The sequence below is a fragment of the Chitinophaga niabensis genome (assembly GCF_039545795.1).
Lineage (GTDB): Bacteria > Bacteroidota > Bacteroidia > Chitinophagales > Chitinophagaceae > Chitinophaga > Chitinophaga niabensis_B.
Genome location: NZ_CP154260.1, coordinates 4,204,352 through 4,218,604, shown reverse-complemented (window position 1 = coordinate 4,218,604; position 14,253 = coordinate 4,204,352). Strand labels below are relative to the sequence as shown.

The 14,253-nt window shown below is 47.8% G+C and carries 11 protein-coding genes; 6 read left to right on the top strand and 5 right to left on the bottom strand.

The genetic code is table 11. The annotated features are described in order from the left end of the window. Positions 1 to 27 precede the first annotated feature (27 nt). A complete protein-coding gene (locus AAHN97_RS16630; RefSeq protein ID WP_343303182.1) occupies positions 28 to 1,203 on the top strand; it encodes an MFS transporter in 1,176 nt (391 codons plus the stop codon). 16 nt (positions 1,204 to 1,219) lie between these two features. Here AAHN97_RS16630 and pyk read toward each other — a convergent pair whose 3' ends face one another. Further along, entirely contained in the window at positions 1,220 to 2,710 is a 1,491-nt protein-coding gene (pyk, locus tag AAHN97_RS16625) for a pyruvate kinase (protein ID WP_343303180.1), read from the bottom strand. 10 nt (positions 2,711 to 2,720) lie between these two features. Continuing rightward, positions 2,721 to 3,701: a 6-phosphofructokinase gene (pfkA, locus tag AAHN97_RS16620; RefSeq protein ID WP_343303179.1), complete on the bottom strand. Its 981-nt coding sequence runs from the start codon at positions 3,699 to 3,701 to the stop codon at positions 2,721 to 2,723. 193 nt (positions 3,702 to 3,894) lie between these two features. On the opposite strand from pfkA, the gene AAHN97_RS16615 reads away from it, so the two are divergent. From AAHN97_RS16615 to AAHN97_RS16605, 3 genes are all read left to right on the top strand, one after another. Beyond that, complete coding sequence (locus tag AAHN97_RS16615; RefSeq protein ID WP_343303178.1) at positions 3,895 to 6,024, top strand: prolyl oligopeptidase family serine peptidase; 2,130 nt, start codon at positions 3,895 to 3,897, stop codon at positions 6,022 to 6,024. 64 nt (positions 6,025 to 6,088) lie between these two features. Continuing rightward, a complete protein-coding gene (locus tag AAHN97_RS16610; RefSeq protein WP_343303177.1) occupies positions 6,089 to 6,994 on the top strand; it encodes an SDR family oxidoreductase in 906 nt (301 codons plus the stop codon). After that, the gene (locus AAHN97_RS16605) at positions 6,991 to 7,221 is read left to right on the top strand and encodes a hypothetical protein (RefSeq protein WP_343303176.1); all 231 of its coding nucleotides are present in this window, start codon (positions 6,991 to 6,993) and stop codon (positions 7,219 to 7,221) included. The genes AAHN97_RS16610 and AAHN97_RS16605 overlap by 4 nt, the downstream gene beginning before the upstream one ends. 112 nt (positions 7,222 to 7,333) lie before the next feature. Here the strand turns inward: AAHN97_RS16605 and AAHN97_RS16600 are convergent, their stop codons facing one another. The 3 genes from AAHN97_RS16600 to AAHN97_RS16590 are packed head-to-tail and all read right to left on the bottom strand — an operon-like array spanning position 7,334 to position 13,023. Next, the gene (locus AAHN97_RS16600) at positions 7,334 to 8,254 is read right to left on the bottom strand and encodes a hypothetical protein (RefSeq protein ID WP_343303175.1); all 921 of its coding nucleotides are present in this window, start codon (positions 8,252 to 8,254) and stop codon (positions 7,334 to 7,336) included. A gap of 34 nt (positions 8,255 to 8,288) precedes the next feature. Next, entirely contained in the window at positions 8,289 to 9,935 is a 1,647-nt protein-coding gene (locus AAHN97_RS16595; RefSeq protein ID WP_343303174.1) for a hypothetical protein, read from the bottom strand. A gap of 19 nt (positions 9,936 to 9,954) precedes the next feature. Continuing rightward, positions 9,955 to 13,023 (bottom strand): tetratricopeptide repeat protein, encoded by a 3,069-nt coding sequence (locus tag AAHN97_RS16590; RefSeq protein WP_343303173.1) that lies wholly within the window; start codon positions 13,021 to 13,023, stop codon positions 9,955 to 9,957. Between the two features lie 320 nt (positions 13,024 to 13,343). On the opposite strand from AAHN97_RS16590, the gene AAHN97_RS16585 reads away from it, so the two are divergent. Together AAHN97_RS16585 and AAHN97_RS16580 are read left to right on the top strand one after the other, a co-directional pair. Beyond that, positions 13,344 to 13,754 carry a DoxX family protein gene (locus AAHN97_RS16585; RefSeq protein WP_343303172.1) on the top strand — a complete coding sequence of 137 codons (411 nt, stop codon included), beginning with the start codon at positions 13,344 to 13,346 and terminating at the stop codon, positions 13,752 to 13,754. A gap of 87 nt (positions 13,755 to 13,841) precedes the next feature. Further along, positions 13,842 to 14,249, top strand: a complete 408-nt coding sequence (locus tag AAHN97_RS16580; protein WP_343303171.1) for an acyl-CoA thioesterase — start codon at positions 13,842 to 13,844, stop codon at positions 14,247 to 14,249. Positions 14,250 to 14,253: the final 4 nt, after the last annotated feature.

Here is a 14,253-nt window from a genome sequence, read left to right as displayed (position 1 = left end):
TTACAAAAGGCATAACTTTGCAGCCTTATGTCATCGTTAAGCAAATGGAATATCGCCATCATGGCGCTGTGTACAGGCCTGATCGTAGCCAATATCTATTACTGCCAGCCGCTGGTGGTGCTGATCAGCAGGGAGTTTGAGGTATCAGAAAGTAATGCCGGCCAGGTGACCTTCTTTACACAGATCGGGTATGCATTGGGGTTATTGTTCTGTGTGCCTCTGGGCGATAAACTGGAACGCAAAAAGCAGATCCTGTTCATGACGGGTGCAGCAGTAGCGGCACTCTGTGCGGCAGCGCTTTCCGTTAATATCGGCATGCTCAAGATCACGGGACTGATCATTGGTTTTACCTCCATTGTACCACAACTGATATTGCCGCTGGCAGCCAGCCTGGCAGCGCCGGAACGCCGTGGTAAAGTGATTGGTGTGATCATGAGCGGATTACTGATAGGCATTCTTTTATCCAGGACACTGAGCGGTATCATCGGCGAGCATTTTGGCTGGCGGGCAATGTTCTGGATAGCAGGCGGGATGACCTTTGTGATGATGATAACGATCCTGTTCACATTTCCGCAAAGCAAACCTTCGTTTAATGGCAGCTATGGCGCATTGATGCGTTCCGTATTCACCCTCATCCGGGATCAGCCTTTATTAAGGGAGGCATCTACTATTAATGCCTGTGCTTTTGGTGTTTTCGGGCTTTTCTGGACCACTTCTGTATTCCTCTTATCCAATCCTCCCTACAACTTTGGCAGCGATGTAATAGGCCTTATGGGGCTGGCTGCGGCAACGGGTGCACTGGGTGCTCCGCTGATCGGGCGCATTGCAGATAAAAAGAACCCGCGTATTGCTATCGGGTATGGTATTGCCTGCATCCTGGCAGGGTATATCATCTTCTGGTTCTTCCGTAATTCCCTGGTAGGTGTGATCATTGGCATCGTGTTGCTGGACCTGGGTTTGCAGGGTGTACATGTATCCAATCAAACAAGGGTGTATGCGCTGTTGCCGGAAGCACGTAACCGGATGAATACGGTGTACATGACGATGAGTTTTATCGGTACTTCGCTGGGTTCAGGCATTGGCCTGCTGGTATGGGATATCAATAAATGGGCAGGTGTTTGTATGGCAGGAGTGGGGATCACTTTTATAGCGATATTGATCTATGGTGTTACCTATAAAAAAGAAAAGGCTGTCGTTTCGTGACAGCCTTTTCTTTTATTTATTCAGGTACTTTTGTAATCTTCAGCATGTTGGTGGGTAAGTGTTCCGCGATGGGCGTACTACCTGTGTTCACCACTACATCATTTCCTTTGATGAACTTCCTTTCCCGCAGGATGTTGATCTGATCAGAGAAAATATCATCCAGGCTTTCTTCTTCCGCATAATGGAAGGCACGTACACCCCAGCTGAGGCTCAACTGGTTTACCAGTGTGCGCTCTTTGGTGAATACATACAGCGGAGATTTAGGACGGTAGCTGGACAGCATGAAACCGGTGTAACCGGATTGCGTCATACCGATCAGGCCATCTGCTTCCAGGTCTTCTGCGATCTTACAGGCATTGTAGCACAGTGCATCGCTGAGGAAGGTAGGAGAGTGGCGGTGAGGGATGAGGTTACGGTTGTAGATGATCTCTTCTTTCTCTACTTCACCGATGATCTTACGCATGGTCTGGATCACCAGGGTAGGGTGCATACCGGTAGCGGTTTCGCCACTCAGCATCACGGCATCAGCGCCTTCGAGTACTGCGTTAGCCACGTCAGTGATCTCACTGCGGTTAGGACGGGAGCGGTCTATCATGCTTTCCATCATTTGCGTAGCCACAATAACGGGCTTGGCACGGTGGATACATTTGCGGATAATATCTTTCTGGATCATCGGGATCATCTCAACAGGCAGTTCCACACCCAGGTCACCACGGGCGATCATTACGCCATCGCTTTCCCAGATGATCTCTTTCAGGTTCTGGATCGCCTCCGGTTTCTCGATCTTGGAGATGATCTTCATTTTGGAATTACGTTCTTTCAGGCGTTTGCGCAGGAGACCGAGGTCTTTTACGTTACGTACAAAAGAAAGCGCTACCCAGTCGCACTCATGGTCAATGATGAATTCCAGGTCTATCACGTCTTTTTCTGTCAGTGCAGGCAGGGAAACTTTGGTATCCGGCAGGTTGAAGCCTTTTTTGGAGGAGAGCACGCCACCCAGCAGTACTTCAGCTTTGATCTCATGCTGTGGTGTTACTTCTCTTACGATGGTTTCGATCTTACCGTCATCCAGGAGGATCTTCTGGCCGGGACGAACGTCTTTATGCAGGTCGTGGTAAGAAACATAGATACGCTCCATGGTTCCCAGGCATTTTTCGTTCACGAAAGTGAGGATGTCTCCGGCTTTCAGCGGCAGTGCATTATTTTCAATGTCTCCCACACGCAGTTTAGGTCCCTGCAGGTCTGCCAGGATGGCTACGTTGTAAGGTTCAGTTTTGTTGATTTGGCGGATGTAACCGATGATCCTCAGCTTATCCTCATGGCTGCCATGGGAAAAGTTCAGGCGGAATACGTTCACACCGGCTTTTACGAGTTCCAATAATTTCTCATAGGTATCGCATGCTGGTCCTACGGTGGCTACAATCTTCGTTTTTTGCTTAGAATGCGCCAAAGCGGCTTCGTTGTCCATACCGCTGTGGAAGTATTTGGACAGATCTTTTGTACTCATAGACGTTTATTTAACTCGCAAGAATTTTGACAATCTTAAACCATTCCGCATCGATCTTTTGTTTAGCTTTTACGGCTTTATCGAGCGGGGTGAACTGAATTTTATTGTTGACGATGCCGATCATGACGTTGTTATTGCCTTCGATGAGGGCGTCTACGGCGGCGTAGCCCATCCTGCTGGCAATAAGCCGGTCTATGCAGGTGGGTGATCCACCCCGCTGGATGTGCCCGAGTATGCAAACGCGGGTATCCAGTTGCGGCATTCTTTCTTTTACGTGACGGGCTACTTCGTTGGCACCGCCAAATTCATCTCCTTCCGCTACTACAATGAGGTTCACCATCTTGCTGCGGCGTTCGTTGGCCAGCAGCTGATCGATCACGTCATCAATGTCTGTTTTGCGTTCAGGGATGAGGATGTGTTCCGCACCGGTGGCAATACCGCTGTGGAGGGCAATGTAACCGGCATCGCGGCCCATTACTTCTATAATGAAGAGGCGGTCGTGTGCGTCCGCAGTATCCCTGATCTTGTCGATCGCTTCTACCGCAGTGTTCACCGCCGTGTCGAAACCGATGGTAAAATCGGTACCGGCAATATCTTTATCGATTGTTCCGGGAAGGCCAATACATGGAATGTCAAATTCCTGGCTGAATTTCTGTGCGCCTTTGAAAGAGCCGTCTCCCCCGATCACCACCAACCCGTCTATCCCGAACTTTTTGAGGTTCTGGTAGGCTTTTTTGCGGCCTTCCGCTTCATAGAACTCCTTGCAACGTGCTGTTTTAAGGATAGTGCCCCCACGCTGAATGATGTTGGCCACTGATTTGGATTCCATAGGAAAGATGTCGCCGGTGAGCATACCCCGGTAACCATACATCACGCCGTATACATTCAAACCATGATAATTTCCCGTCCTTACTACTGCCCTTACGGCTGCGTTCATACCCGGAGCATCGCCCCCGGATGTAAGAACTGCGATGTTGTTCACTTTTTTCATGTGAGATCTAATAATTTTCTATATTATGGCCACATGTAATGGTCATTTCATAGTAATTTGCCTAAAATTGGTCCTTTAAAAGGGCGCACAAAATTAACTTTTTTTAATAGTTTTCTATCAGATATTCTATGAATTAACCTAAAAGTTTAAAATTAATCAAATAAGAGGCAGACTTTTTTTAAAAAACATATGTATGTCTAAAATTAACCATAAGCATGTTGCCATGAGTGTAATGATGACTTTTACGGCGGGCAGTTTGGCAGCACAGCAGAACGCTCCATTAGTTTATCCCGTTACCAAAAAAGTAGATACGGTAGATGATTACCACGGGAAAAAGATCGCAGACCCTTACCGCTGGCTGGAAGATGACCACAGCGCAGAAACAAAGGAATGGGTGGATGCACAGAATAAAGTAACGCAGAACTACCTGGCCACCATCCCTTTCCGGGGGAAAATAAAACAACGCCTGGAGGCTTTGTGGAACTATCCCCGGTACGGTTCCCCCTTCCGCGAGGGCCGGTATTATTATTTTTATAAGAATGACGGTTTGCAGAACCAGGCGGTCCTGTACCGCCAGTTAGGGCTGGATGGCACCCCCGAGGTGTTCATTGACCCCAATAAACTCTCTGATAAAGGTACTGCCGCCCTGGGCAGCCTTAGTTTTTCCAAAGATGGTAAATACCTGGCCTACCTGATAGCCAAAGCGGGGTCAGACTGGCAGGAAGCCTTTGTGATGGATGTGGCTACCAAACAGCTGCTGAGCGACCGCCTGGACTGGATCAAATTCTCCGGTCTTTCCTGGAAGGGAGACGGTTTTTACTACAGCCGCTATGATAAACCGGATGAAAAGAGCAAACTCTCCAAAAAGAACGAGTTCCATAAAGTGTATTACCACAAAATAGGCACCACGCAAGAGCAGGATGAACTGATCTATGTGGATAAAGAACATCCTTTGCGTAACGCCGGCGTGGGTTTAACAGAAGACGAACGTTTCCTGATCCTCAGCACTACAGAAGGCACCAGCGGACGCGAACTCTGGTATCGCGACCTGCAGGATGCTTCCCAGAAGGATTTTGCCCTGCTGGTGAAAGGCTTTGATTATGACCCCGGTGTGATTGAGAACGTAGGGGATAAACTGCTGATGCGCACCAACCATGATGCACCTAATTTCAAAGTAGTACTGGTAGATCCTAAGAACCCCGCTAAAGAAAACTGGAAAGTGGTGATCCCTGAGCAAAAAGAGGTATTGCTGGGCGTAGGCACGGCAGGCGGCAGGCTGTTTGCCAATTACCTGAAAGATGCTTCCTCCCGGATCGAGCAATACGACTTCAGCGGTAAACTGGAACGCAGCATTACCCTGCCGGGTATTGGTACCGCAGGTGGTTTTGGCGGGAAGGCGGAAGATAAAACCCTCTTCTATACTTTCACTTCCTATATAGCGCCCCCAACGATCTATAAATATGATATCCAGTCCGGCGCATCCGAAGTTTTCCGTAAAACAGAGGTGAAGTTCAACCCGGCTGATTATGAAACAAAACAGGTGTTCTTTACCAGTAAGGATGGTACCAAAGTGCCCATGTTCCTTTCTTATAAAAAAGGGATTAAACAGGATGGCAAGAACCCGGTACTGTTATATGGCTATGGCGGGTTTAACATTCCTTCCACGCCTTCCTTCTCTGTTTCCAACCTCTTCTTTATGGAACAGGGTGGTATCTATGCAGTTGTAAACCTCCGCGGTGGAAATGAATATGGGGAAGCATGGCATAAAGGCGGTATGCTGGATAAGAAGCAGAATGTATTTGACGATTTCATTGGTGCAGCAGAGTACCTGATCAGCACTAAATATACCGTTCCCGGTAAACTAGCCATCCGTGGCGGATCCAATGGCGGCCTGCTGGTAGGGGCCTGTATGACGCAGCGTCCGGACCTGTTCAAGGTAGCTTTGCCGGCCGTGGGGGTACTGGATATGTTGCGTTACCAGAAATTCACGATCGGCTGGGCATGGGCAGTGGAATATGGTTCCAGTGAAAAGGCGGACCAGTTCCAGTACCTGGTAAAATACTCGCCGCTGCATAACCTGAAAAAGGGCACGCAATATCCTGCTACGCTGATCACTACAGCTGATCATGACGACCGTGTGGTGCCGGCGCACTCATTCAAGTTTGCCTCTGCACTGCAGGCCGCGCACAAAGGCAGCAACCCGGTATTGATCCGTGTGGAAACACAGGCCGGGCATGGGGCCGGTAAACCTACCTCCAAACTGATAGAGGAGGCTACGGACATCTGGGCCTTTGTGATGTATAACCTGGGTATGAAGATGTAAATAAATTTAAAAGAAAGACGCCGCGTAATACTATGTTGTTACGCGGCGTTTTTAGTATATTAACATGATGAAAGTATTAATCACAGGGAGCAACGGGCTCCTGGGGCAATACCTGGTAGAACTCCTTTCCAGCTTACCGGCATACGAAGTAATTGCCACGGGCAGAGGCGCCAACCGGCTGCGGATGCAAAAAGGCTATCAATATGAATCTGTAAACCTGGCAGATGAATCTGCCGTAAAAAGATTAATAGAAAGAACAGCCCCTGATGTGATCATTCATGCCGGTGCCATGACGCAGGCGGATGACTGTGAACGCAGTAAAGATGCCTGCTGGATGGTGAATGTAACGGCTACACGTTATTTGCTGCAGGGTGCGGAGAAGGTAGGCGCTTTCTTCCTGTTCCTTTCTACGGACTTTGTTTTTGATGGTCTCAGCGGCCCATACAGCGAAGAGGATGCCGTGAATCCTGTGAATTATTACGGCGCCAGCAAGGTAGCTGCGGAACGCCTTGTAAAACAGGCAAAAGTTCCCTGGGCTATTGCAAGAACGGTACTCGTATATGGTGTGGCCGATGATTCCCGCCGCAGTAATATCATTACCTGGGTAAAAAGTAACCTGGAACAAAAGAAGAAACTGAAGGTGGTGAATGACCAGTGGCGTACGCCCACACTGGTACAAGATCTCGCGGAAGGATGCAAACGCATCATCGATAAAAAAGCAGAAGGTATCTTTCATCTCTCCGGAAAAGATATGCTGACCCCATATGATATGGCCATGCAGGTGGCTAATTACCTCAACCTGGATACGAAGTTATTTGAGAAGGTGGATGCCTCCAGTTTTAAACAACCTGCACAAAGGCCTGCCAAAACAGGATTTGTGATCGATAAAGCTGAGCGGGAGCTGGGGTTTGCGCCGCGTAGTTTTGAAGAAGGGTTGAAGCTGGTGATAGAGCAATTGCCTGAGAGGTGATCTGCCGGAACCCTGCCGCGCTGCAGAGGGCGGATGTTTTTTTATTTTCAGGGGATGCGTGTTTTTTAACAGGAACTGCGTTTTCAACAGAGCAGCGTTTTTTTAAGAAGATCAGGCTCACTGCCAATGTGTTCAATATCCTGGATGAATACCTTTACTCAGGTGCTGATTATGGCTCTTTCTACTACTGGCAGGCGGAAGCTCCGAGAGATATCGGTTCAGTATAGCTTATAAATTCTAATAAAAAGGCCGATCAATTTGATCGGCCTTTTTTATTCTGGTCTGTTGTATCTGGTGTTATATCCGGGATTTGTTTCCGGGCTTAATGCATTGGGATAATTATTCTTCTATGCGGATAGCGCTTTTCGGCACTTTGAACCGCTGCTCTACGGAATCTTTTGCTTTGGTTGTATCCGCCGGCAAAGTGCGGAAAGGTACAGCCAGGTTATACGTAGCGGAATCTTTGGCAGTGAACATCACTACTTCATTTTGCTCCCACCTGATCCGTTTTTCATACATTTTCTGTGCTTCGGCCTGGGTTCTGAAGGTCTGGAACACTACATAGTAATTGATAGAATCACTTACCGGCTCAGATGGCACAGGAGGCAGTGAGTCCGTTACAGGCGCAGCGGCCTGCTGGTTACTTGTATCTTTCTCCGCAGGCGCTATTGAAGCAGACTGCCATTCATCCTTTAGCAGGTAAATAGCTACGCCGCCTGCGATCACGAGCAATGGCACTATTACCCACCACCATCTGAAACGGCCCTGGCTTTCAAACTCTTCCGGTATGGCAGACATGTGTTCCACCACTTCATGATTCACCACTTCCGTAGTGCCCTGCAATACTTTAGGGGCAGATTCAGGCCGTAATACCTGCTGCAGCGAAATGGGCTGCCAGGCATCCGGTAATTCCTGGGGGGTGAAACGGATCTGGCCGAAAGGATCCAGCCGGAGGGAACCCACACCTGGCAGGTCGATCGGCTGGCCGGTTTGCAGGCTTTCCCTGAATTGCTGCAGGTACTTGTCCAGCTTGAGGGAAGCTACGGCATCCACGAGGTTTTCTTTTTGCGAGATCCAGTGCAGGCAGGAGCCATCATCTTCCCAGCGGGTATCGAAGTTCACTTGCTGGCGGGGAGGCGTTAACACCTGGTCCACCACGGAAAAGTGAGCGGGGATATGCTGAATAGTAAAGGTGCCCACCTGCGGAACAGAGCAGGATTGCTGTTTAAAAAGTACTTCTGTGATGTATTGCTGTAGCATTGCGGCCAGGTCAGTTTGAGTGCAAGTTTACGATTTAAAACTTAATCGTTATACCACCCAGCACGTTTAACCCGTAGGATTGATACCCATACCACCGCTGGTACTTGGAATTGAATAGGTTATTGGCGTTCAGCCAGATATTGAAATTCTTGCCGATATCGAAGGTGGCGCCTGCGTTCAGGTCCTGTACAGACTTCGTTTTGGCGAAGTATCCGGTGGGCAGTACATAATAGCTGCCGTTGAGGGTGAACAGGTTGGCGTTCAGGTGCAGTTTTTTGGCAATGGTGTACTGTGCGTACAGGTTAGCCTGGAAGGGCTGTACATGCCAGGGTTTCAGTTCGGTCTTCTGTTTGGTGAAGTTGAACCAGTCCAGCGCAAGGCGCACCTGGAACTTTTCTTCCTGCTGGTAACCTACTTCTATATGCGCCTGGAAGGCACGGAGCTCTTCCTCGTTACGCATGTAGAACTTCTTGCCATCTATGGAATCATTCACGAAAAGCGGCAGGTCGTACCAGGTAACAGCGGCAAACTTGGTGTTATAGCTCAGGTGGCTGCCCAGAGTTCCTTTGATACCGGTGTACTTTTCTTCCACGCGGGTGTTCCTGATACCAACAGGGTATTTTTCGATGAATGGATTCTTATTGGCCAGGTTGCGGAAATTGTTCTTGTCTATATAAGAGATCCAGCCACTGCTCAGGATGAGTTTTTTACGGATCAGGTGTGATTCGTTCACGATGTCTGGCAGCAGGTAGAACTTATCGTTCGTCCAGGTAGGGTTCACACCGGCATGGAGCATAAAGCCAGGCTTGGTCACCTCTACGGCTGGGTGAACGGCTGCTACGTTGTTATTGATCTGTTCGTTATTGTCCTCTTTAAAATTACTCAGGTCCAGCAAACCTTCTGCCTTGAACCAGATATCTTCAAACAATTGCTTGCGGATAGGTGCTTTCAGCACAAAGGTGTTTTCCATGCGTTTGTAGGAGTCACCGAATACGATGAACTCTGCCTGCGGCTGGAACTGGAAGGCCCAGTCGTTCTGCGGGCGGTTCTTAGCCCCTACTTTAGCGATCACTTCATTAAAGCCCTGTTTTACATCTCCTTTGCTGAAGGTGTAAAGATCATGATCATATCCGTAGTAATGCACCTGGTTGCGGTTGTAACCAAGGCTGGCATTGAATTCGAAAAGAGGGGAGAAGTAAGTACCGGAACCCAGTACATTGATATTGGTGTAATCCTGGTTTTCGATATCGCCCTGTGAGGAGGTATAATTAAAGTAGAGGCCGAGGTTGTATTTATCTGCCCTGCCTGTACCAAAACCAGCCTGCACCAGCGGGGTCTGGAAGTTCCCGTAGCCCAGTTTTATATAGTTATTCTGCAGTTGCAGGGAAGAGGTATCCCTTCCTAAAGCCAGGGGGCGGATAGGCACCGGCTGATACATAAAGTAAAGGTTTAACGCCGGCACCTGGTAGCCTAACTTAGGCCGTGTGGTATCCACGGAAGGTAAGGAGGCAGTAAGGTTCAGCTTGGCTGCATCACGCAGTTTAGGCTGGTATTTGGAAATGATGTCGATCGTTTCCTGTTTGAGTGTGTCTTTCTTCTGGGCCGTGGCAACCTGTTGTATGAGTAAACCTGCGCCAAGTGCCAGGAAGAATTTCGTTGTATGGAAAATGGTAAGATTCATATGCGTTAAATGCTATAAATTATTTGATCTTGGAACCTGCTTTTTCTTCTGCTTCTGCTTTGGCCAGTTTGTCTTTGGCTTCTGCCTTCAGCTCAGGGATGGGACAGTTTTCCGCAATGCTCTGGAAAGTAGCTTTTGCGTTGAAGTAATCTTTCTGACGGGCGTATACATCTCCTAAGAGGATGTAAGCTTTCGCTGTCCAGAATTCATAAGAAGAAGTATTCTTGATCACATCAAAGCCGGCTTTTTCTGCAGCAGCCAGGTCATTTTTCAGGAGGTAACAGTTAGCGATGCCGTAGCGTGCTTCTGCTCCTATTTCTGATTTGGTGAGGCCGGCGGCTATTTTATATTCATTGATGGCTTCATCGTACTGTTGCTTTTCCTGCTGTGCTTTACCAAGGTAGAAGTGACCGATGATCTGGTCGTCCGTACTGATATTGCTGGCGGATAACAATTGTTCTGCCTGGACGCTCACATCGTCCCAGCTCTTCAGCTGGTAATTGCTCCTTAGCAATCCGCGGTTGGCAGCGAGTGTATTTTCTTTATTGGTGGAAAGGGCCAGCAATTGCTGGTAGTATTCTTTTGCTTTCGCATAATTCTTCACCTGGTAGTAGTTCAGGTAAGCAGCCTGTAAAGCGGAGCGTTCCGCAAAAGGGCTGGTACCGCGGGTGAGCACAAACTCATAAGCGGGCAATGCGTTGGCGTAATCTTTATTGTTATAGAGGCATTCTGCTTTATAGAAGCTGGCCTGTAAAGCAAACTGACCGTTCGGATATTTCTGCAGGTAATTGGTGAAGGCAGTGATAGCACCGGCATAGTCTGCATTGCTGAAACGGGTTTCAGCGGCAGCGTAGGTGATGGAATCTTCTGCGGAAGCAGATACAGATTTACCGGATGCTTTCAGCAGGGCCAGGTAGTCGTCTGTTTTGCCTTGTTCCACATAAATGGTGCGGATGCTTTGCAATGCTTCATTAGCTTCTGTGGAGTTCGGGAATTTCTCTACCACCTGGCGGAAGTATTGTAACGCCGTGTTATCCTGGTTGGTATTGAAATAAGCAAGACCGAGTTTTACCAGTGCTTTGGGAGCATTAGGCCCGTTTGGTTGCTTTTGCAGTACGTTCTTGAGATAAGGAATGGCTTCAGTGAAACGTTCATCGCTCAGGTAGGTATCGGCAATTTCCATTTCAGATTCATTCGTGAAGTTAGAGCCGGGATAACTGGTGGCCAGTTGTTTCAGCAGGGCCAGTTTCTCGTTGTGTTTACCCTGGATACCCAGGATGATGCTCTTCTGGTAAGTAGCGTAATCAGCACCTGGTTCGTTGGCATTGATGATGCGGTCATACAGTGCGGTGGCTTTGGCAAAGTCGCGCAGCATGTAATAGCAGTCTGCAGCCCGCAGTACGGCATCATTGGTGATGCGTCCTGCATTGGGGCCGCTGGCCCGCTGTGCAGATTCAAAGTAAGGCAGGGCCGTGGCGTACTGTTCTTTTTTCAGCAGACTGTATCCCATGTTATAGCTGGCCGTTTGTGTATTGGCTTCGCCGGATACAGGCGTGTTGCCTGCATCAAAATAGGCCTGAAGGCTGTTGATGGCTTTATCCGTATTGTTCTGGCGCAGCGCTATTTCCGCTTTCCAGAATTGTGCCAGCTGGCCGATCTGTTTGTCGTATGGATTGGCGAGGGCAATATCCAGCAGGCGGTCTGCTTCTGCCAGTTGCTGGTCGTTCACTAACTGCGTGGCACGGCCGTAGGCTACTTTCTGGTAAGCCCTTAACACGGCGGGGCTCTTTTCCGGCAGTTGTTCCAGGATAGCGATGGCTTCTTTGTAGTTATTGGTATTGGCAAACAGCTGCACGAGTATTTCGCGGGCTTCTTTGTTGTATTCGGAGCGGGGATAATTGTTCACGAAGGTGGTCAGCTCCGTGATCGCTGCATCCTGGTAACCTAATTCAAAAGAAAGTTTGCCATAGTTGAAGCGGGATATTTCCTGTTGCTTGGGGTTGGAACTGTTGCGTGCGCAGAAGGCGAATGCATTCCTTGCGTTGGCTTTCTGGCCGGTGCGGAGGTAACAGTCACCCAGCAGGTACATGGAGTTCTGGCCCAGGGAATCCTTTTCACTGCTCAGCTGTTTAAAACCAGTGATGGCTTTATCCAGGTTCGCGGTTTGATAGTAAGCGTAAGAAAGCTGGTAAACATCTTCCTTCCTTATTTCGTCTGCATTCTCCTGGTATTCCTCCAGGTAGGGGAGGGCTTTGGGATAGTCCTTCTTTTCGAAATAAGCCTGGCCTACCAGTTGTTTCAGTTCCGCTTCATAATAAACGTTCCCTTTGCGGATCAATGGTTCTGCGTAAGCGATCAGCTGATCTTTTTTACCCTGGAAGTAGTAGATCTCTGCGATATAGTAAGGTACCACCGCATCATATTTCGGATCGCCTGTTACACGTTTGAAGCTGTTAAGGGCAGCATCGTACTGTTTGTTGTAATAGGAGATGAAGCCGTAGTAATAGTTGGCGGGGATGTAGTATTTGTTCTGGATCTCTTTGATGGAAGCAAAAAGCGGTTGTGCTTTTTTGAAATCCTTCACGTTGAAGTAGCAATAGGCCAGTTCGAATTTAGCATCTGCAATATCTTCATTGGAAAGGTTGTCGATACTGGCTGCTTCATAGTAAGGGATCGCTTCCGTGAATTTGTTCCGGTGGAAGTAGAACCGGGCCAGCTGATAGCTTACCATTTGTTCCCGGGCGCTGTTGTTGAAATTTTTGATAAAGGCCAGCGCCTTCTTCTCCGCATCTTCATTCTGCAATTTCAGGGCGCACATGGCATAATAGTAATGCGCGTCCGTATTCACGAGGGAACGGTTGGTTTCCTGGAAATAGCTGATATCGTCTATTGTTCTCTTGAACAATTGCATAGAAAGGGCATATTTCCCATCGCGGTACAATTGCTGTGCTTCTTTGAAAGTTTTATCCGGCTCCGTGTAAATACGGGTTTGCTGCGCGTGGACGGCGGCAGATCCTGCGATCCCTGCCAGGAGGAAGAATACATGCAAAGGTGGAAGAGAGAAGTTCTTTCGAGTGAATAGCTTCATGCTGTATGTTATTTCGAGTATTATTTTGTTTAAAACGGTTTCAGACTGAAATTATTTCAAAAGCAAGACAGTGCCGGATTTTCAGGCCCCTGCTCCCGAATGCTAAACTTGGCAATAGATTGAGGTTGACAAACTTGGCAAATATATATTTTTATAGTTTTTAACCCCCTTGCAGGTTATCTACCCTATGTGGATAAACTATTGGATGTGGATAACTATTTAGTGCTTATATATATTAGATTCTATCTAAATTTGTGCTGATCCTGATTATTAAGAAAAAAAGCTGTTATACTTAACAAGAATCAAACCAATTATCGACTATGAAAAAACTCTTATCTGCCCGATTCACTAATGGCCAAGTTAATTTATCACTATTGATCCTGCGTGTTGGTTTTGGTGCATTGGTAATGCTTCGCCACGGCTGGCCTAAATTAAAAGGGTTTTCCACTTATGCCAGCCAGTTTGCCGATCCCTTCGGCATTGGTAAAACCGCTTCGCTGGGATTAACCGTATTTGCGGAATTCTTCTGCGGTGCCCTGCTGGTATTAGGTTTGCTGACGCGCCTTGCTACCGTTCCTTTGATCATCTGTTTCAGCGTGATCATTTTCATGATCCACAAAGCAGATGGTATGGAAAAACAGGAGTTTCCCATTCTTTTCCTGTTAGCCTTTGTTGCCATCCTGATCACAGGCCCTGGTAAGTATTCTATAGACGGCGCGATCGGTAACTAAACCGGGAAAAATAAAAAGTAAAAAGGGAATTTGTTGGTGGTAGTAGGAATATCCTACATTTACACCTTCAATTTCCCTTTTTGCATTATGTACAGTACTACGATAGATATTCGCGTTCGTTATGGCGAAACAGACCAGATGGGTTATCTCTACTACGGGAATTATGCATTGTATTATGAAGTAGGCCGTACTGATGCTATCCGCCAGCTGGGCTTTACTTATAAAGAACTGGAAGATCAGGGTGTGATCATGCCGGTAGCGGAATTGCAGGTGAAGTATCTGCGCCCTGCTTATTATGATGATGTGATCACGGTAAAAACCACCCTCAGGGAATTGACAACCAATCATAAGATCCAGTTCCACTCAGAGTTGTATAATCAGAAAGGAGAGTTATTGAATGTGGGTGTTACAACATTGGCCATCATCGATGCCAAAAATAAAACGCGCATGAACCTGCCAGAAGTTATGAGAGAGAAACTGGCGGTATATTTCTAAGCAA

Excerpts from the sequence above, each read along its gene's own strand:
- AAHN97_RS16630 (WP_343303182.1), top strand. The coding sequence starts at position 28 with ATGTCATCGTTAAGCAAATGGAATATCGCCATCATGGCGCTGTGTACA.
- pyk (WP_343303180.1), bottom strand. The coding sequence starts at position 2,710 with ATGAGTACAAAAGATCTGTCCAAATACTTCCACAGCGGTATGGACAAC.
- pfkA (WP_343303179.1), bottom strand. The coding sequence starts at position 3,701 with ATGAAAAAAGTGAACAACATCGCAGTTCTTACATCCGGGGGCGATGCT.
- AAHN97_RS16615 (WP_343303178.1), top strand. The coding sequence starts at position 3,895 with ATGTCTAAAATTAACCATAAGCATGTTGCCATGAGTGTAATGATGACT.
- AAHN97_RS16610 (WP_343303177.1), top strand. The coding sequence starts at position 6,089 with ATGATGAAAGTATTAATCACAGGGAGCAACGGGCTCCTGGGGCAATAC.
- AAHN97_RS16600 (WP_343303175.1), bottom strand. The coding sequence starts at position 8,254 with ATGCTACAGCAATACATCACAGAAGTACTTTTTAAACAGCAATCCTGC.
- AAHN97_RS16595 (WP_343303174.1), bottom strand. The coding sequence starts at position 9,935 with ATGAATCTTACCATTTTCCATACAACGAAATTCTTCCTGGCACTTGGC.
- AAHN97_RS16590 (WP_343303173.1), bottom strand. The coding sequence starts at position 13,023 with ATGAAGCTATTCACTCGAAAGAACTTCTCTCTTCCACCTTTGCATGTA.
- AAHN97_RS16585 (WP_343303172.1), top strand. The coding sequence starts at position 13,344 with ATGAAAAAACTCTTATCTGCCCGATTCACTAATGGCCAAGTTAATTTA.
- AAHN97_RS16580 (WP_343303171.1), top strand. The coding sequence starts at position 13,842 with ATGTACAGTACTACGATAGATATTCGCGTTCGTTATGGCGAAACAGAC.